Source organism: Psychroflexus gondwanensis ACAM 44 (genome assembly GCF_000355905.1).
GTDB lineage: Bacteria > Bacteroidota > Bacteroidia > Flavobacteriales > Flavobacteriaceae > Psychroflexus > Psychroflexus gondwanensis.
In genome coordinates this window covers 86,318-106,177 of sequence record NZ_APLF01000005.1, presented here as the reverse complement: position 1 = coordinate 106,177, position 19,860 = coordinate 86,318, and the positions used below count along the sequence as shown (strand labels likewise).

The window sequence follows — 19,860 nt, the reverse complement described above, 5'->3', positions numbered from 1 at the left end:
TTATTTTTGGGTATTTATAAGTTTTGTATATTTTTTCATTAGGGTTTGGTCATCAATAGGGCTGCCCTTCAAGAGTATTTTATTATCAGTATCAACCAGTACTGTTAAACCATGGTTCTCATCCAATAAATGTTTATTTAGCTCGGTAAATTTATTTTTATCATCTAAATAAAGCGGAAAATCTAGAGGCTTAATATCGCCACTTTCAAAAAGATATTTTAGCATTTCAAAATTATCTTTAGAATGGCAAATGGGCACAATTGATACAGTATTGTCTTTAAAACCCTTTCCAATCGCTCTCCATTTATCAAATTCGAACAAGCAAGTGGCACAAGATACGTTAATAGAAGTAAATATAGTAAAGGACTCTAATTTAGATATAATATCAGATTTGGACGCCATAGAATCTGTGGAATTCATGGTATTATAAACTACTAATGTATCTGGTATTCTTATATAATCTTCTTCAGAACTTTTGTTATCGTTGGCACAAGAGACAATTAAGCAAATGAATATGTAGAATACAAGATTTTTCATATACTCAATGTTGAGAATTCTAAGGTTTTTTTATTCGGATTGTAAGTATATATAGCAGAATCGTCATTAGAAATTGCAAAGTCTAAGATATAATCTGGTAACATTAGTTTTTTTATAGGTTTTCCGTCCCAACTATAAATATGTATGGTCTTACCGTAATGCCCGTTAGGTCCGTTTTGTAAATTACCGGAATATAAAAGATAAATATAATTAGTGGTCGTTTTTCCTTTTACAAATGCATATTTACTTTGGTCATTACTGTAACTAATTTCTTTACCTTCATTAGTGGTCATAAAACCCAAATCAGGTTCAAAGCCATAAGGCCCTTTAAGGACAGTAGAACGTTCTTTTTTAAGGTTTATAATTTGTACACGGTCAGTAAACCTTGCTGCCAAAATAGCCTTATCTCTATTGGGATTTAAATACAAAAAACTTTCATAAGCCGTTTTATAGCCTCTGGACATATCCTTGGAATAGGAATCTATTTGCCTAGTTACAGTGTTGGTTCTCGTATCAACAATAGCGGCTCTATAATCTGAATCGTAATCACCTGTCCCCAAAAAAGTTGTATTGTTTAGAGGTTGTATGCCATAATAGAATGTTGAAATTGAATTCGTGGGTAGGTCATCGCCCGATTCGTCTTCGGTTATTTGAGAGGTTATAAATTTATTTTTCACAATATCAAACACCCATAATTTGTTGCCATAAATTCCATAAGATAAGAATGCCACTGCCTCGTTATCCCTTCTACCAGATTCCAAAATATCAAAAACAGAAGTTTTTTTGCTTAAATCAAATGCTGTAAAATGATAATCAGATGTATTTGCCGCATTCCTAATTATTAAAAGAGAATCCTTGTAATTTAAAAGACCGTCAACCGAAATATCCGGAATTTCCTTAAAGACACTCAATTCTAGTTTCTCGTTTGAAGCAAAAGTGCTGAATACTATTGCATCTTCATTAAATGATTTTTTTGATTTGCAATTAGTAATTACTATAAATAGTACTATAAGATAAAGTGATTTCATAAATTTAATTAATATATAATAAATCAGCATAATTAAAATTTATTTATGCTGATTTGAAGTTTAGATAATAACAAAATTGGTTAGTAATAGCAACTTGTTTCACCTGGCTTACAGTTTATAACTCTAAGATTTTGTTGACCATTAGAAGCATTACAATAATCTGAGCTATTGCCAGTAAAAGCATAGTTTGTTGCAGTTCCTTCGTGTTTGATTTGGGCAAAGATTAACCCGGACATAAAATAGCAACACTTGCAGCTGCTATTTTCAATTTTTTTGCAATGTTTAAATTTTTCATGATAAGTGTGTTTAATGTTAATTAATGTTAATTAATGTTAATTAATGTTAATTAATGTTAATTAAATATCTATATAATCAATAACATTACTTTTGTAATTAACATTTTTTTAACATTCTCCTATTTCATTTTTGTTTGCCTTATAGTCAAGATTGCTTTCAGTCCTTTTTTATGTTCAAAACTTGGTGGATAGTTACTTTAATTAAATTATGCATTCAAAATATAATTAAGTAATTCTGCTGCAACTAGCTAGACTAAAATTAACAAAATAATTGTTTCTTTTTTTATATTTGAAGCTAAGAAACAGTGATTAATGGCAAACTCAAAGCATAAAGGATTTATTTGAAAAGATTTATAGAGACAAAGGGCCACTAGGAAAATGGGTTGTGCAGACAGAAGGTTATTTCGTTTTCCCTAAATTAGAAGGACAGATTTCTAACAAAATGAAGTTTCAAGAAAAGGATGTTATTACTTGGAATATTAACAACTACCTTAGCCTAGCAAATCCCCTAGAAGTAATAAAAGCCGATTACGATGCGGCGGTGCAATATGGTTCTGCATATCTTATGTGAGCACTTATGATGTCCAGACATACCGGTCTGTATGAATAATTTCAAAATGAACTTACTAAATTTGTTAGTAAAAAAGCGGCATATCTCTTAAATTTTGGTTATTAAGATATTATATCAATTGCTGATTCCTTATAAGGTAAAGATGATATTATAGTTTGAGATGTAGATAAAGCCTTAACTCAAGGAGACGTACTTTACACTTCTTTAGGCGAAGTTGAAGAAGACATCAATGGTTTTCCAGTAAGCCTTGAGTATGAAATCACTCTGGCTCATGCTGGTTTTATGGAAAATATGACTGTAAACGGTCAAACCTATTCGGACGTGTACAGCTCAAAAATTAGCCTTAATTTATCGGCAAGTGTTTTTATTGTCTTTTCAGATTTTACGATTCTCCAAGAGCAGAATGCTTCCACGATAACCAATTACTACGCAAAAGATATTGGTTTAATTAAAAGTGATGTCAGCACAGACATTATTTTTGAAGACATCCCAGAACAGTTGAATTTTGAAATTCCAGATGTGTCTGTACAGTCCAATCAAAATCTGATAGACTCTTCGATAAATTTAAACTTCTAAGACAAATTTATTTAAAATAGTCACTGGATGTAAAGCCTCTTTTTGGGTTCCATCTTTTATTTGATGTCTACAACTAGTTCCATTTGCACAAATGATAGCCTCTTTTGATTTTCTAACTGCTGGAAACAAAACAAGTTCTCCTATAGATTGGCTCACTTGATAATGCTCCTTTTCGTAACCAAAACTTCCTGCCATTCCACAACACCCTGAAGGTATTAAGGTAACTTTAAAATTTTCAGGCAAGTTGAGTAGATTGAACGTATGAATTTGGCTAGATAAAGCTTTTTGATAACAATGGTTATGAATTTTTATATCTTGTTTTTCACTAGAAAATTGCTTAGAAGTCAAATTCCCTTTTTGAATTTCAGCATTCAAAAATTCTTCAATAAGAAAGACGTTCTTGGACAGCTTATTTGCTGAAGATTGATCTGAAGCCAACTTTAAATACTCGTCTCTAAAACTTAAGATTGTTGAGGGTTCAATTCCTAACAACGGGATGTCTTCAGAAATTATATCTTTAAAAATTTCAACATTAACATCCACAAAATTTTGAGCTTCATCCAATAGGCCTTTTGAAAAATAACTTCTTCCGCTTTCTGAATGATTTATAATTTTAACTTCATAGCCCAATTTCACTAAAAGCTGGACGGCATCCTCACCAATAGTGACATCTAGATAATTTGTAAATTCATCGATAAATAGATAAATGGATTGTTTTGGTGTCCCTTTAGGAGAAAGTGAGATTTTTCCACTTTTTATTTTTCGCCTTAACGATGTAGAATATAAAGTAGGTAGGCTTCTTTCTTTTGCAACTCCAGCAATTTCTTTAATTACAGGACCTATTAATTTATTAGAGTTTAACCAATTATAAAGCGGTGCTACTTTAGAGGCTAGGGTATTAATTGTATTATTTTTTGCAAAGGCTAGGGTACGAAGTTTTATACCGTTGGCTTTTTGATATTGATACTGAAATTCAGTTTTGAAAGCTCCAACATCCACATTGCTTGGACATTCATTTTTACAAGCTTTGCAACTAATACATAAATCAAAAATTTCCTTAAGATTTTCATCGTCAAAAGGGTTTTTACTTTCATGATTATTTGTCAAAACCTCACGAAGCATATTAGCTCTTGCTCTGGTTGTATCTTTCTCATTGCGAGTGGCTTGGTAACTTGGACACATTCCTCCTTCAAACTCATGGGATTTTCTGCAATCTCCACTCCCATTGCACTGTTCTGCTGCTCTAAGGATTCCCATACTTTTAGAGAAATTCATTTTTGTAGAAATCTCAGGCTCTACTCTATCCACCTCATACCGTAAATCTGAATCAATAGGTTTTGGGTTGACTATTTTCCCTGGATTAAACAGATTTTGAGGATCAAATAGATGTTTTATCTCATTGAAAACGGCATAACATTCCTCTCCAACAACTTGTCTTGTAAAAGGCGCCCTAACTCTACCATCTCCATGTTCACCACTTAAGGCTCCTTTATATGACTTCACAAGGTTGGCGACATCTTCAGAAATATGTTTAAACTCTTTTACTCCTTTGGATGTTTTTAGATTTAAAATAGGCCTTAAATGAAGCTCACCAGCACCAGCATGGGCATAATACACAGCTTTCTGATTGTATGATTTCATTATTTTTGTAAAATCTGCTATGTAATGTGGTAAGTCTGGAATAGCCACTGACGTATCTTCAATACAAGCTATAGCCTTACCATCTCCTATAAGATTACCTAGAAGACCAAGACCCGCTTTTCTTAACTCTGTAGCTAAATCTATTTCACCATTTTTTAAGACTGGTGAAGCATAAGCTTTAGTTTTCAATTTTATATCATCGAGTAAATTTTGAACTTGAAGTTTCAAGTCATCAAGAGAATTCGATTTTAACTCTAACATTAAAATCGCCTCGGGATCTTGTTCAATAAAAAAACGATGATCCTTGTATTTCATACTTTCCTTGGTACAGTCCAAGATCGTTTTGTCCATCATCTCACAAGTAAACAAATGATGAGATAGTGTAAGCTCTACCGACTCCAAGCACTCTGAAATACTTCTAAAATGAGCAGCAATCATCGCTGAATGCTTAGGTGCTGTATCATCCAATTTAAGCTCCAATTCTGTAGCTATAAACAACGTACCCTCACTTCCACATAAAAGTTTATTAAGGTTAAACTCATCAATAGACTCTTGTTTAAAAAAGGATAAATTGTATAACTCGTCTATGGCGTAACCTGTATTCCTTCGGTGTATGGAAGATTTTGGAAATCCATTTTCAATAAGACTTTCAATATCTGGCCTTTGAAACAACTCATTGAAATACCTATAAATTGAACCCTCTAAAGAATCTAATTTTAACTTGTTCTGAAATTCATTTTTATTAAGAGTTTTAACTTCGATATAACTACCATCGGATAAAAACCCCTTAGTAGATATAATTTTATCTCTGGTCACGCCGTATCTTATTGAAGTCGTCCCAGAAGAGTTATTACCAAACATACCGCCAACATTACAACGGTTACTAGTTGAAGTATTTGGGCCGAAGAATAAGTCATGACTAGATAGGAATTTATTCAAACTATCTCTTATAATCCCTGGTTGTAGCCTTATACTTTTAGTGATCTTATCAAAATTAATTTGAGAAGTAAAATACTTACTTAAATCCACAACCATTCCATCTGTAACGCATTGTCCAGCTAAAGAAGTTCCTGCGGCTCTCGGAGTTAATGATATATTATTAAGAAAAGAGAACTCGATGATTTTTTTTAAATCATTTTCGTTTTTAGGACAACAGACCGCAAGTGGTAGTTCCCTATACACGGATGCATCAGTTGCATAAATGATTTGATGAAGGTCATCTAGATAAAGTTCTCCTTCAATTGATTTCGATAAGTCTTTTAAATAGGAGGCTTGCATCTTAATTTGATAATTTCAGATATTTAATAATGCTAAAATACTATGATAACCATAAAGTTGTAGGTAAACAAAAGATAAGATTTAGATTCGAAATACTATCTATTGAGTTCAAACTTTTAAACAGATGATACCTGAGATACAGAACTTAAAGTTAAATATTGAATTTTAGGATTAAAGTTTTGAAAAAAATAAGCATTGAGTATATAATTTATTAAATTTATAGAAGGAGATTATTTAAATAAATAACTCCATTTACAAAGCTTACACTCTTTGTAATAAAACTGTATAATAGATTATTAAAATTAAAAATTATGAACATCAATTTTAATTACGTACATGTTACGGCAAGTGAACGGCTAGAAGGCTTAGTGACTAAAAAACTGGAAAAACTTCAGGATAGGTATGACTGGATTGTGAGAGCTGAAGTTTTTTTCAAAACAGAAAACACATCAAGCCCTGAAACGGGTATGATTTGCGAAATCAAATTAAGTGCACCAGGACAAAATTTATTTGCATCCTCTAATGAGAAAGGATTTGAAGTTGCCATTACCAATACGATTGAAGATGTAAAAAGACAACTTCAGAAAAAGAAAGAAAAAATGTCTTCACACTAATTCTATTAGATAAATCACTAAATAAATAAGCCGAGTGTTATAACACTCGGCTTATTTGTATAAAAAAATTAAGAAATTATTATTCTTGTAAAGAATTGATTTTTTCCTGCAATGCTTTTGCCTTTTCATTCATTTCAAGCTGGTAATAAATATTCAACTTAGTTTGAAGAGCACTCATATTCTTTGGATCCAATTCTGATGCTTTTTCTAAATATGGCAAAGCATCTTTATAAAATTGTTTTTTTTGTTCATTAAGCTCTTGGTACTTTTTATTATCTGCTCTAGAATTTCCTAAACTATTCATTTCTTCAACAATGTCTCTCTCCTTGTTTAATGTAAGAGCAGCTAAGTTAATATAGGCATTTACCATTTCAGAATCTAATTCTATAGCCTTTTTGTAGTACTCTTTAGAAGATTTTTCATCTCCTAACTGTTCTGATGCTACACCAAGATTATAATAAAGTGATGGGTTTTCAGGATCCATTTTCACAACCTGTTTCATCATTTCGTCATACTTATCAATTTTTCCAATTCTGTAATAAAGATCAGCTTCTGCTTGTAGTAAACTAACATCATCAGGGTTTTCCTCTTTAGCTTTTTTAATAGCTTCAAGAGCCTTATCCGGCTGATCTTCTTGTATATAAATAAGAGTGATGTTTTTAGCAATTTCACCAGTTAAAGAAGGTGTTTTCTTTTGACTAGGGTCTGAATACTCCCCAGTCTTTACAGAAATGTCTCTCATGTTTTTGGATTCAAAAATCTCTTCTTCTCCTGTTTCTTTATTTATAGCTATAAACTGCTCGGTTGAACCGTCAAACCCAATATCCAACAGTTTTTGATAATGACTTAGAGCTTTGTCGTAAATTTTACCATTTACAGCAGCTGATGCTGCATAATATAACATTACCGTATCGTTTCTATCTAATTCATAAGTTTTGTAGAGCAGCTTTTCAGCCATATCATAATTACCATTGCCTTGACCATCAATAGCGGTTTGAACCATTGTTTGTCTCAATTTATTTTGATAAGCTAAAGCTTCTTCATTATCATTTTCCATGGCCAATACTGACTCTACTGACTTTAAAGCAGTATCCATGTCAGATATCATTTCATCCCCAGATTTTGTTGAGGCCAAATTACCATGAGTTTTAGCTTTTGCTAAATGGTAGCGCACCACCCACTTATCTTTCTCATCAGCCAATAGAGGTTTCGCTATGTCTAACTGAGTAAGGGCTTCTTTGAAATTTTTGTCTTCTACTGCGCTTTCAGCATCTCGTATTTCACCTCTTTGTGAAAAGCTCAAGCTTGTTGCACCTATTAAGGCTACTGCTAAAATTGACTTTTTCATTGTATTTATCTATTTAGTGTTAAGTGTTAAATTTTAATATTATTCTTCAGTAGTTTCTTCATTTGTAACATCCAAATCATCATCGATCTCGGTTTCATCTTCATCTTCATTGACGATTTTTGCTACTGCAGCTATTTCATCATTTCCTTTTAAGGAAATGAGTCTAACGCCTTGGGTGGATCTTCCCATTGTTCTTATATCTGAAACCGACATACGTATGGCAACTCCAGATTTCTTAATGATCATTAAATCATCCTCGTCATGTACAGTCTTCATAGCTACTAACTTTCCTGTTTTTTCAGAGATAGAAATAGTTTTCACACCCTTACCTCCTCTGTTAGTAATTCTGTAAACCGGCTCTCCATCTACATCGTCAATAAAGGTTCGCTTACCATATCCTTTTTCAGAAACAACTAAAACCGTTTCATCTTGAGGATTTTTTACACAAATCATACCAATAACTTCATCTTTGTCTGAAGCTAGGGTTATGCCTTTAACTCCAGCGGCTCCTCTTCCCATTGGTCTAATGTGTTTTTCTTCAAAGCGAAGAGCTTTACCACTTCTTAAGCCTAACATAACCTGATTTTCACCGTCTGTTAGTACCGCAGATAATAATTCATCTCCATCTTTAATGGATATAGCATTTATTCCATTAACTCTAGGTCTTGAATATTGCTCCAAGATGGTTTTCTTAACTTGACCTTTCTTAGTGACCATTAATACATAATGGTTGTTGATATAATCTTCATCTGAAAGATTTTCAACCAAAATGAAGGCATTAATTCTATCATCTGGATCGAGATTCATAAGATTTTGAATAGCTCTACCTTTACTGGTTTTACTTCCCTCAGGAATTTCAAAAACTCGCATCCAGAAACATTTTCCTTTTTGAGTGAAGAAAAGAATATATTGGTGGTTTGTTCCAGAAAATATATATTCTAGAAAATCTTCATCACGTGTTGTAGATGCTTTTTGACCTACTCCGCCTCTATTCTGTATTTTGTATTCCTTTAAAGGTGTTCTTTTAATGTACCCAGCATGTGATATGGTAAGAACAACACTTTCGTTAGGAATCATGTCTTCCATACTAAAATCTCCACCAACCATGTTGATTTCTGATCGGCGATCATCACCATACTTTTCTTTTATTTCAAGAAGTTCAGTTTGGATGATTTCCATTCTACGATCCTCACTGGATAAAATATCTTTTAAATCTTCAATTGTTATCATCAATTCGTCATACTCAGATCTTAACTTATCTTGCTCAAGGCCGGTAAGTTGTCTTAAGCGCATTTCAACGATAGCTTTAGATTGTATTTCACTGAGTTGGAAACGCTCAATTAACTTTTCTCTAGCTTCTTCAGCATTTTGAGAACCACGAATCAAAGCAATAACTTCATCAATATGATCTGAAGCTATAATTAGACCTTCTAAAATATGAGCTCTTTCTTCTGCTTTTCTGAGTAAATATTTTGTTCTTCTGATGACCACTTCATGTCTATGCTCAACAAAATTATAAATGATATCTTTTAAATTAAGCATCTGTGGCCTTCCCTTAACTAGTGCAATATTATTGACACTGAAAGTAGATTGTAATGCTGTGTGTTTAAAAAGTGTATTTAAAACAACATTTGGAAGTGCGTCTTTTTTCAAGATATAAACGATACGCATTCCATTTCTGTCCGACTCGTCTCTAATTAAAGATATTCCTTCTATTTTTTTATCGTTAACCAAATCAGCAGTTTTTTTAATCATGTCTGCTTTATTGACTTGATAAGGAATTTCAGTTATTATTAAAGATTCTTTTCCATTAACTTCTTCTACAGAAGACTTAGCTCGCATGACAACTCTTCCTCTACCTGTCATAAAGGCATCTCTAACACCTTCATAGCCATATATAATTCCACCAGTAGGAAAATCAGGGGCTTTAATATGAGTCATGAGCTCTTCTATCTCAATATCTCTATTGTCTATGTAAGCATTAACACCGTTAATTACTTCAGATAAATTGTGAGGTGCCATGTTAGTGGCCATACCAACAGCAATACCACTGGCTCCGTTTACTAAGAGATTAGGTACTCTGGTTGGAAGAACTGTTGGTTCTTCTATGGTATCATCGAAATTGAGCACAAAATCAACGGTTTCCTTTTCGATATCAGCCAACATCTCTTCGCTGATCTTCTTCATTCTAGCTTCCGTATAACGCATAGCAGCAGGACTATCGCCATCTACAGAACCAAAGTTACCTTGACCATCTACAAGTTGATAACGCATGCTCCATTCTTGCGCCATCCTCACCATGGCATCGTAAACTGAGGTATCACCGTGTGGGTGATACTTACCTAAAACTTCACCAACGATTCTCGCAGATTTTTTGTGAGATTTATTAGAAAATATACCTAGCTCTTGCATGCCAAATAAAACTCTTCTATGTACGGGTTTCAAGCCATCTCTCACATCTGGAAGTGCTCTAGAAACAATAACAGACATCGAATAATCGATGTAAGCTGTTTTCATTTCATCCTCAATATTTATGGGTATTAGCTGCTCACCGTTTGCCATTTAAAACTGTTTTAATTAATAATAATACTCTATTTTTACAAAACTTAGTTTTGCTTGGTAATGAGCAAATATACAAAACCTATTATATCCTTAAAGACTATAAAAGTTGAATTACATCTTTTTTTTAAAAGGATATTTAATAAGATTTTCACTATTGAGATGGCATATATCGAGAATAAGGTATTATTTTTGAGTCAATGTCTAATAAACACAAAGACTATGGATGATAATTTCTCACCAAAAGTGAAAGAAGTAATAGCCTACAGTAAGGAAGAAGCATTACGCTTGGGACACGATTTTATAGGAACCGAACATTTGATGCTTGGTTTACTTCGTGACGGTAGCGGAAAAGCTATAAATATATTGGATGCTATGAATGTTGATTTGGAACTGCTGAGAAGAAAAGTTGAAATTTTAAATCCTTCAGATCATACCAACACAGATATATCTCAGGAAAAAAAGAATTTACATTTAACTAGACAAGCAGAAAGAGCCCTTAAAACTACATTTCTTGAGGCCAAACTTTTTCAAAGTTCTTCTATAAATACTGCGCATTTGTTATTGTGTATTCTCAGAAATGAAAATGACCCAACGACTAAGCTTTTGAATAAATTAAAGGTGGATTATGATAACGTTAAAGAAGAATTTAAAGCGATGATTACTCAAGATGGCGATTATTTAGACACCCCTTCAGATGCATTTCAAGATGATGCTTCTGCTGCTGGAGACTCAGGAAGAGAGTCTTTGGGTGGAAATGGTAATAACAAAGGTAAATCTGCTAAAAAATCTAAAACACCAGTTTTAGATAATTTTGGTCGTGACTTAACAGAAATGGCCCAAGAGGGAAAATTAGACCCTGTTGTAGGTCGTGAAAAGGAAATAGAGAGAGTTTCTCAAATATTAAGTAGAAGAAAGAAAAACAATCCACTCCTTATAGGTGAACCTGGTGTTGGTAAAAGCGCCATTGCAGAAGGTCTAGCCCTTAGAATTATACAAAGAAAAGTTTCTAGAATTCTCTACGACAAAAGAGTAGTGACGTTAGATCTTGCAAGTTTAGTAGCGGGTACTAAATATAGAGGCCAATTCGAAGAAAGAATGAAAGCTGTAATGAATGAGTTAGAAAAGAACGAGGATATCATTCTTTTTATAGATGAAATTCATACTATAGTTGGTGCTGGTGGAGCTACGGGAAGCCTTGATGCAAGTAATATGTTTAAACCTGCTTTAGCCAGAGGAGAAATACAATGTATAGGTGCTACAACTCTAGATGAATACAGACAACATATTGAAAAAGATGGTGCTTTAGAAAGAAGATTTCAAAAGATAATCGTAGAGCCTACTTCTATCGATGAAACTATCGAAATTCTTAATAATATCAAGGATAAATACGAAGATCACCACAATGTTATTTATACAGACGAGGCTATAAAATCTTGTGTGACCTTGACCAATAGATATATGACAGACAGATTCTTGCCAGATAAAGCCATAGATGCTTTGGATGAAGCAGGGAGTCGCGTCCATATCACAAATATCAATGTTCCAAAACGAATTTTAGAGCTTGAAAAAGAACTAGAAGAAATTCGAGAAGAAAAAAATTCTGTAGTCAAAAAACAGAAATATGAAGAGGCTGCAAAACTAAGAGACGACGAAAAACGCATCGAAAATGAATTGGAGCAAGCTCAAGAAGACTGGGAAAAAGATTCTAAAGAAAATAAGGAAACAGTGACAGAAGATCACATCGCCGATGTGGTTTCCATGATGACTGGTATTCCGGTAAATCGTATTGCTAGAACTGAAGGTAATAAGCTAGCTCAATTACCAGAGACAATTAAAAATAAAGTCATTGGACAGAGTGAAGCTGTAACAAAAATAGTAAAAGCAATACAGCGTAACCGCGCAGGATTGAAAGATCCCAATAGACCTATTGGTTCCTTTATATTTCTAGGCCAAACAGGAGTAGGTAAAACGCAACTTGCTAAAGTCCTTGCTAGAGAGTTGTTTGATAATGACGATGCACTCATTAGACTTGACATGAGTGAATACATGGAAAAATTTGCAGTCTCAAGACTTATAGGAGCACCTCCAGGGTACGTGGGCTATGAGGAAGGCGGACAACTTACAGAAAAGGTAAGAAGGAAACCTTATGCAGTTATTCTATTGGATGAAGTTGAAAAAGCACATCCTGATGTCTTTAACATGTTGCTACAAGTGTTGGATGACGGTCATCTAACAGACAGTTTAGGTCGCAAAGTAGATTTTAGAAATACTATTATTATCATGACTTCCAATGTTGGGGCTAGAAAGCTTAAAGACTTTGGAACTGGAGTTGGATTTGGAACAAAATCACAACAACAACAAGAAGATGATAATACTAAAAAGGTAATTGAAGGAGCCTTGAAAAAAGCTTTTGCCCCAGAATTCTTAAACCGTGTTGATGATGTGGTTATCTTTAATGCTTTAGAAAAAGAGGATATCAAAAAAATTATCAATATTGAATTGGGAAGACTCTTTGAGCGAATTAATGATGTTGGATATCAATTTTCATTGAGCGAAGAGGCTAAAGATTATATAGCTGATAAAGGATTTGATAGACAGTATGGTGCAAGACCTTTGAATAGAGCCATCCAAAAATATATAGAAGATGCCTTAGCAGAGAAGATTATCAATTCTTCAATAACTGAAGGTGACACCCTGTATATGGATCTAGATAAAGAAAAAAATGAGTTAGTTATCGAAGTCCAAAAAACAGCAGATAAGGAATCCTAGACTTATAGTACAAAAGAGCTTCTTTAAAAGGAAGCTCTTTTTATTAATACCTATTAGATAGTATTATTGTTGACACTATGAAAGTAACAAAAACAACTTGGATATATATTATAGCTGCTTTAATAACTCTTTATGGAATTATCACAAGGCAATTCATATTTTTATTACTTAGTTTTCCATTAGGTTTATTTTATTATACCAAAGACAACAATAAGAAAAGTTAATAGTTAAATATTGATTAAACGATTGTATATTTTTGTCATGATGTTGGATTAGCTTTACTTTTAACAAAAAGCGTAATAAAATGGAGCATAAAGATACACTTTCACAAACCATGAATGTTTTAAGAGATAATGGTTATACTGAAGATTTAAATCTTCTAGATGAACATCTTGAAAATAAAAACAAGAAAAAAACGTATCCGATTGAAGAATTTGAAGTTGATGAATATTTCAGATTCGAAGGTATGTCAAACCCCGGAGATAATTCTATACTTTACGCTATAACAACTGCTGACGGTCATAAAGGCATGTTAGTAGATGGATACGGCGTTACAAGTGGACAGGTCTCGAAAAAAATGTTGAATAAATTAAAAATCAAATAAACTATGAATTACTTAAATTTAGATAAATCAAAAACTAAAGACACTGTAAGAGAATTAAACATTCTTTTATCTGATTATCAATTATACTATCAAAAATTAAGAAACTATCATTGGAATATTGTGGGTCAAAATTTCTTCGATTTACACCAACAGTTTGAAGAAATGTACGATGATGCTAAGTTGAAGATAGATGAAATTGCTGAACGTATACTAACGTTAAGATTTCAACCAGAAAGTAATTTGACTACTTATCTTAAGTTATCAAACATCAAAGAGTCATCTTCCGATGTCACAGATAAGGAAATGGTAACCAATCTTCTTGATGATCACGGAACTATCATTAAGCAAATGAGAAAAACTACAGAAGTAGCAGATGCTAATGGAGATGAAGGTACTATAGATCTAATTGGTGCTTACATTAGAGAATTAGAGAAAACAAGTTGGATGCTAGATGCTTGGAATATGAAACTAGGTGAAAAAAGAAATGCGTAAGTAAATATTAATTTAAAAATTAAAATTTAATTTATGAGTTACTTAAATTTAGATAAAAATAAAACCAAAGACACAGTAAAAGAACTTAATGTGTTGTTGGCAGACTATCACATGTACTACCAAAAACTGAGAAATTTTCACTGGAATGTAACTGGCCAAAATTTCTTTGATCTTCATGTTCAATTTGAAGATATGTACAATGAAGCCAAAGTGAAAATAGATGAAATCGCAGAACGTATATTAACATTAAGATTTCAACCTAAAAGTAATTTTACAGATTATCTGGACTTGTCGAATTTGAAAGAAGCTTCTTCAAATATTCAAGATCATGAAATGGTAAGTGCTTTACTTGAAGATCATGGTACGATTATCAATCAAATGAGAAATGTAGTTGATTCTGCAGATAAAAATGATGATGAAGGAACTATTGATTTGGTGGGAGCTTACATAAGAGAGCTTGAAAAAACAAGTTGGATGTTAGATGCTTGGATTATGAAGACAGAAGAAAAGCAGCACGCTTAAGAAATATATACATGCAAAATTCAGAAGTTGTAGAAAATACGGAAAAAGCGTGGTCTGAATTGACAACTAAAGTTTATGATTGGGTAGATTCATTAGTAATAAATCTACCCAATTTTATATTGGCTGTAGTTGTTTTTATTCTTTTTGTCATTTTTGCTAAATATTCCAGTAAACTAGTTGATAGAATATTCAGAAAAAGCAGTGCACAAGATTCGATAAGGACTGTTTCAGTTAAGGTTTTTAAGGTTGCTATTATCTTATTAGGTTTATTTTTATCTCTAGGAATACTTAACCTCAATACAGTTCTTACTTCAATATTGGGAGCTGCTGGGGTTGTTGGTTTAGCTGTAGGTTTTGCACTTCAAGGCACCTTGCATAATACTTTCGCAGGAGTCATTATTAGTTTTATACCCAAATTACAAATTGGTGACTGGGTAGAAACCAATGATTACAGCGGATTTGTCGTAGATATCAATCTTAGAAGTGTCATTATTCAAACTGTAGATTATAATTTGGTCGTCATACCCAACTCAAAAATTGTAGATACCCCTTTTAAAAATTTCAGTCGTACACCACGGGGTAGAGTTATTTTAAGCTGTGGAGTAGGCTATGAAAGTGATTTACCAAAAGTTCAGGAAATTACAGAAAATGCTATTAAAGCCAAGTTTGAGCAACTTCCTGGAGAAAGCATTCAATTTTTCTACACTGAATTTGGTAGCAGCTCTATCAATTATATCATAAGATTTTGGACAGATGTCACCAATCAAGCAGACGTTTATAAGGCTCAGCATGCTGCTATTTTAGCGATTAAAGAAGCTTATAATGAGCAAAATATCAACATACCATTCCCAATACGAACTTTGGATTTTGGAAAAAATAAATTCAGATCTGAGACACTAGATATTCGTGATGCAAGAGATTAAATCATTTGCTTGTATAGATCTTCATACTGGCTAACAATCGCTTTTACATCAAACTTTTCAGCACTTGATCTAGCTCCTTTTTTAAATTGTTCTAGAGTGTTTTCATTGGAAAGTATTTTAATACCGTTTAAGGCCATACCTTCAACATCGCCAACATCGCTCAAGTAGCCAGAAACTCCATCAATGTTTACCTCGGAAAGCCCCCCTGCATTAGTAGAGATAACAGGAACTCTATGAGCCATAGCTTCTAGTGCGGCAAGTCCAAAACTTTCTTTTTCTGAAGGCAATAAAAATAAATCTGAATAGCATAATATTTTTTCAACCTCATTGCTTCTTCCAAGAAACATTACTCTATCTCTAACGCCTAACTCTCTAGCTAAATTTGAAGCCATTTCTCGCTCAGGACCATCACCTATAATAATAAGCTTTGACTTAACTTTAGATTGTATTTTATGAAATATTTGAATGACGTGATCGATGCGTTTCACCTGCCGTAGATTACTTACGTGGGTAATTACTTTCTCATCTTCATGGGCAAATAACTCTCTTTGACAGTCCTCAAAACTATCGTTGAGATTTGATATATCTATAAAGTTTGGAACTACTTTGATATCTTTTTTAATATCAAAAATATCGAGTGTATCTTTTTTTAAGCTCTCTGACACTGAGGTAACCACATCACTTCTATTGATACTGAAGTTAACTGCAGGTTTATAAAAAGAATGACTTCCCACCAAAGTTATATCTGTACCGTGTAAGGTCGTCATCATAGGAAGGCTTATGCCTTCTTCAGCGAGCATTTGCTGTGCCATAAATCCAGCATAAGCATGAGGAATAGCATAGTGAACGTGCAGAACATCTATTTTATGATTTTTTACTACTGTAACTAATTTACTGGATAAGGCCAATTCGTAAGGCTGGTAATGAAACAAAGGGTATTCTGGAACCAAAACTTCATGGTAGAGAATATTATTACTTAAGTATTCTAGTCTTACTGGCTGTTTATAAGTTACGAAATGAATTTCATGGCCTCTTTTGGATAATGAAATTCCTAATTCGGTAGCAACTACTCCACTCCCCCCGAAGGTAGGATAACATACTATAGCTATTTTCATCTATATATTTTATGACTTCAAAAGTAGAAGTTACGATTTGAATTTACTCTTAAACTAATCTCAATTTAATTTCCTTTGAATAAGCTTTCGTAAATAAAGCCCTGTATTTTGGTTCGAATGTCTTCATCTATAAGTTTAGTGTTGGACGACACAGGATGAATCCTGTTGGACAAAAAAACATAAATAATTTCTTCCTCAGGATCTGCCCAGGCATAAGTACCTGTAAAACCAGAATGGCCGAAACTTGACATCGATAAGCATCCACAAGTTGGGCCAATCTCGTCCAATTGTGGTTTATCAAAACCTACGCCTCTTCTCACATCCTTCTCACAGTAATAACAGGTGTTGAATTTGTTCATGGTTTCAGCATTAAAAAACCGCTTACCGCCATAACTCCCTCCATTGAGATAAAGTTGCATAAATTTTGCAACATCAGTGGCATTGCCAAATAAGCCAGCATGCCCTCCTACTCCTCCAAGCATAGCAGCACCTTGATCATGAACTCTACCGTGAATTAATTCATTTCTCCACTCCGTATCAAATTCAGTAGGAACAATTTTATTTTTTTCAAAATGGTTCAGCGGATAGAATTTCAAATGAGATAACCGCATTGGCTTATAGAAATAATTTTCAGCTATTTCATCTAATGAGGAATCAGACTGTTCTTCAATATATTTCTTTAAAAAATAATAAGGAAGATCAGAATACTTGTATTCTAATGAATCTCTTAAATCACTTTCAACAATTCTTGCGTAAATCAAATCTTGATAATCGGTTCTCAAATACATGTTTTCTGCTACTTTAACACTGAATTTTTTTGAAAATTCTGTAGCGTAGTATTTAGACTTATCCTCTAAGGTTTCTTTATAAAAAGGAATCCAAGCTTTGAGCTTTGCATAGTGAGATAGCATTTCCAAAACAGTTATGTTGGCTTTATTAGAGGCAGCAAGTTCTGGTAAAAGTTCATGTAACTTGGATTTTAAATCGATCTTGTTGCTTTCTTCAAAAGTCATAAGAATAGGCAAAGTGGTCAAAATCTTAGTAAGAGAAGCTAAATCATAAACATCATCATCTTCAACTTTAATTTTTTTGTCGTAGGTATGATATCCAAAATTCTTATTGTAAATCACCTTTCCTTTACGTGCAATTAAAATTTGCATTCCAGGTGTCATTTTTTCCTGTAAAGTATAGGCCGCAATAGAATCTATTTTCGAGACCAACTCGGCATTAAAGCCTTGGTTTTCTGGATAATCATAGCCGAGTCTGCCATTAGACTTCAATTTATAACCCGTTCCTACTGGGAATGCAGAAGTGATGCTTACGGGGAGCTTCCCCTTAAAATCAATGGCTCCAAATAATTGCTGACCTACTACCTGCTGAGCGATTGTACTGTTTTGATAGGCTTGTACAATTGCATCAATATTGATATAATTCTTCAATTGCAACAAGCTATAAGGTCTGGTAAAGTTGACTAAAATTGTTTTATAGTCTTGAGAAATAGATTTTATCAACTCAATTTCAAAAGGAGAAAATTTGTAATCTGCCCAAGGATTGGCATCAGATTTATGAAACCCAATAATTATTTGGTCGTAGTCTGAAAATTGATTCAAATCTATGTTGGTTTTGGTAACATCAATTTTATCAACTCTAGCGTATTGATTCATCGTTTTAAAAAACTCATCTCCAGAAGCATCTCCAAGAGCTATATAAGCATAGGTTTGATGGTCTATATCGTTAATAGGAAGTATGCCAAGATCGTTTTTTATGACCGTAGTTGCGTTTTGAATGGCCTCTTGATATACTGCGTCATTTTCTTCTGAATTTAATTCTTCTGTTAACTGATCGGTTTCTATCGGCTTAAATGAATTTAAACCTACTTTATATTTAGCATATAATATCTTCTTAACCGAAGCGGCAAGTCTTTTGTTTGTTATATCTCCTTTTAAAACTGCTTCTTTTATAATATTAATAGCCTTAGGAATATCTTCAGAAATCAATAAAATATCACTTCCTGCCTTAAAGGCTTGCATATCTACTTCCCCAGGAGTAGAACTATTACTTACCCCTTTCATGTTTAGAGCATCTGTAATTATAAGTCCATTGAAGCCGAGCTCTTCTTTCAATAAGTCTGAGACAATTTTTGATGATAACGATGAAGGAAGATTCTTTTGGCTTTCAAGACTTGGTATATTGAGATGAGCTACCATTACACTACTCACCCCTTCATCTATCAATGCTTGAAAGGGCTTTAATTCAATATCTCTAATTCGCTTTTCTGAGAAACCAATACTAGGTAGTGTTTTGTGAGAGTCCTGTTCTGTATCACCATGCCCAGGGAAATGTTTTGCACTAGACAATATTCCAGCCTCATGCATCCCTTTCATCAAAGCCACCGAATGAGAAATAACAATATCTTTGGTTTCACCGAACGAGCGGTTACCAATAATTGGATTTTTAGGATTTGTATTGATATCTGCCACCGGAGCAAAATTGATATGAACACCAAGTCTTTTGCTATGCTTTCCTATTTGCTGTCCTACTTTTCTCACTATAGAGGTATCTTGTATAGCTCCAAGAGTCATATTCCAAGGGAAAGCATAGGTAGAGTCTAGTCTCATTGCTAGTCCCCATTCCGCATCCATACCTACAAGTAAGGGAATCTTATTTTCAGTTTGTATTTTATTGGTGAGTTGGGCTTGTCGATAAGGATTTCCTTTAGAAAATATAACCCCTCCAACATGATTGGATTTTATTAAACTTTCAAGACTTTCAAGTTCTGAATCAGACCTACTTGTGAAAACATCTATCATAAATAGCTGACCAATTTTCTCCTCAAGAGATAAATTAGAATAAATGGAATCTACCCATTGCCTTTGAGCAATAAGATCTTCTGCAAATAAGCTGCTTTGAGAGAAAAGACTATAAGATGAAAAAAAAGCCATCATAATGACGACTTTAAAATTGATTTGTGAACTCATATATTA

The 19,860-nt window shown here is 33.3% G+C and carries 14 protein-coding genes and 1 pseudogene; 8 read left to right on the top strand and 7 right to left on the bottom strand.

The annotated features are described in order from the left end of the window. Both PGOND44_RS06120 and PGOND44_RS06115 read right to left on the bottom strand, forming a co-directional pair. Positions 1 to 537 (bottom strand): hypothetical protein, encoded by a 537-nt coding sequence (locus PGOND44_RS06120; protein WP_003438479.1) that lies wholly within the window; start codon positions 535 to 537, stop codon positions 1 to 3. Further along, on the bottom strand, positions 534 to 1,565 hold the full coding sequence (locus PGOND44_RS06115; protein ID WP_003438463.1) for a BF3164 family lipoprotein: 1,032 nt from the start codon (positions 1,563 to 1,565) through the stop codon (positions 534 to 536). The genes PGOND44_RS06120 and PGOND44_RS06115 overlap by 4 nt, the downstream gene beginning before the upstream one ends. A 624-nt stretch (positions 1,566 to 2,189) precedes the next feature. Between PGOND44_RS06115 and PGOND44_RS15820 the strand changes: the two are divergent. Continuing rightward, positions 2,190 to 2,534 (top strand): annotated as a pseudogene (locus PGOND44_RS15820) (aminotransferase class I/II-fold pyridoxal phosphate-dependent enzyme); the annotation flags it as partial. Between the two features lie 189 nt (positions 2,535 to 2,723). Further along, entirely contained in the window at positions 2,724 to 3,008 is a 285-nt protein-coding gene (locus PGOND44_RS06105; protein ID WP_190311273.1) for a hypothetical protein, read from the top strand. On the opposite strand, the gene PGOND44_RS06100 is transcribed toward PGOND44_RS06105, so the two are convergent. Continuing rightward, positions 2,997 to 5,927, bottom strand: coding sequence for an FAD-binding and (Fe-S)-binding domain-containing protein (locus tag PGOND44_RS06100; RefSeq protein WP_003438445.1), 2,931 nt, complete (start codon positions 5,925 to 5,927; stop codon positions 2,997 to 2,999). The two genes, PGOND44_RS06105 and PGOND44_RS06100, sit on opposite strands and share 12 nt — an antisense overlap. A gap of 311 nt (positions 5,928 to 6,238) precedes the next feature. Here PGOND44_RS06100 and hpf point away from each other — a divergent pair, with 311 nt between their 5' ends. Next, entirely contained in the window at positions 6,239 to 6,541 is a 303-nt protein-coding gene (gene hpf / locus PGOND44_RS06095) for a ribosome hibernation-promoting factor, HPF/YfiA family (RefSeq protein WP_003438444.1), read from the top strand. Between the two features lie 79 nt (positions 6,542 to 6,620). On the opposite strand, the gene PGOND44_RS06090 is transcribed toward hpf, so the two are convergent. Continuing rightward, positions 6,621 to 7,889 (bottom strand): tetratricopeptide repeat protein, encoded by a 1,269-nt coding sequence (locus PGOND44_RS06090; protein ID WP_003438443.1) that lies wholly within the window; start codon positions 7,887 to 7,889, stop codon positions 6,621 to 6,623. A gap of 39 nt (positions 7,890 to 7,928) precedes the next feature. After that, on the bottom strand, positions 7,929 to 10,451 hold the full coding sequence (gyrA, locus tag PGOND44_RS06085) for a DNA gyrase subunit A (RefSeq protein WP_003438441.1): 2,523 nt from the start codon (positions 10,449 to 10,451) through the stop codon (positions 7,929 to 7,931). A gap of 219 nt (positions 10,452 to 10,670) precedes the next feature. Here gyrA and PGOND44_RS06080 point away from each other — a divergent pair, with 219 nt between their 5' ends. The 5 genes from PGOND44_RS06080 (at position 10,671) to PGOND44_RS06060 (ending at position 15,761) form a co-directional block, all read left to right on the top strand. Continuing rightward, positions 10,671 to 13,220: an ATP-dependent Clp protease ATP-binding subunit gene (locus PGOND44_RS06080; RefSeq protein WP_003438439.1), complete on the top strand. Its 2,550-nt coding sequence runs from the start codon at positions 10,671 to 10,673 to the stop codon at positions 13,218 to 13,220. Positions 13,221 to 13,524: 304 nt separating this feature from the next. Further along, entirely contained in the window at positions 13,525 to 13,824 is a 300-nt protein-coding gene (locus PGOND44_RS06075; protein WP_003438436.1) for a hypothetical protein, read from the top strand. 3 nt (positions 13,825 to 13,827) lie between these two features. Then, the gene (locus PGOND44_RS06070) at positions 13,828 to 14,316 is read left to right on the top strand and encodes a Dps family protein (protein ID WP_003438433.1); all 489 of its coding nucleotides are present in this window, start codon (positions 13,828 to 13,830) and stop codon (positions 14,314 to 14,316) included. Between the two features lie 33 nt (positions 14,317 to 14,349). Beyond that, a complete protein-coding gene (locus PGOND44_RS06065; RefSeq protein WP_003438431.1) occupies positions 14,350 to 14,838 on the top strand; it encodes a Dps family protein in 489 nt (162 codons plus the stop codon). An 11-nt stretch (positions 14,839 to 14,849) separates the two neighbouring features. Then, positions 14,850 to 15,761, top strand: a complete 912-nt coding sequence (locus PGOND44_RS06060; RefSeq protein ID WP_040555861.1) for a mechanosensitive ion channel family protein — start codon at positions 14,850 to 14,852, stop codon at positions 15,759 to 15,761. Here PGOND44_RS06060 and bshA read toward each other — a convergent pair. After that, positions 15,758 to 16,876 carry an N-acetyl-alpha-D-glucosaminyl L-malate synthase BshA gene (bshA, locus tag PGOND44_RS06055; RefSeq protein WP_003438426.1) on the bottom strand — a complete coding sequence of 373 codons (1,119 nt, stop codon included), beginning with the start codon at positions 16,874 to 16,876 and terminating at the stop codon, positions 15,758 to 15,760. The genes PGOND44_RS06060 and bshA overlap by 4 nt on opposite strands. Positions 16,877 to 16,941: 65 nt before the next feature. Continuing rightward, a complete protein-coding gene (locus PGOND44_RS06050; RefSeq protein WP_040555844.1) occupies positions 16,942 to 19,854 on the bottom strand; it encodes a glycoside hydrolase family 3 N-terminal domain-containing protein in 2,913 nt (970 codons plus the stop codon). Positions 19,855 to 19,860: the final 6 nt, after the last annotated feature.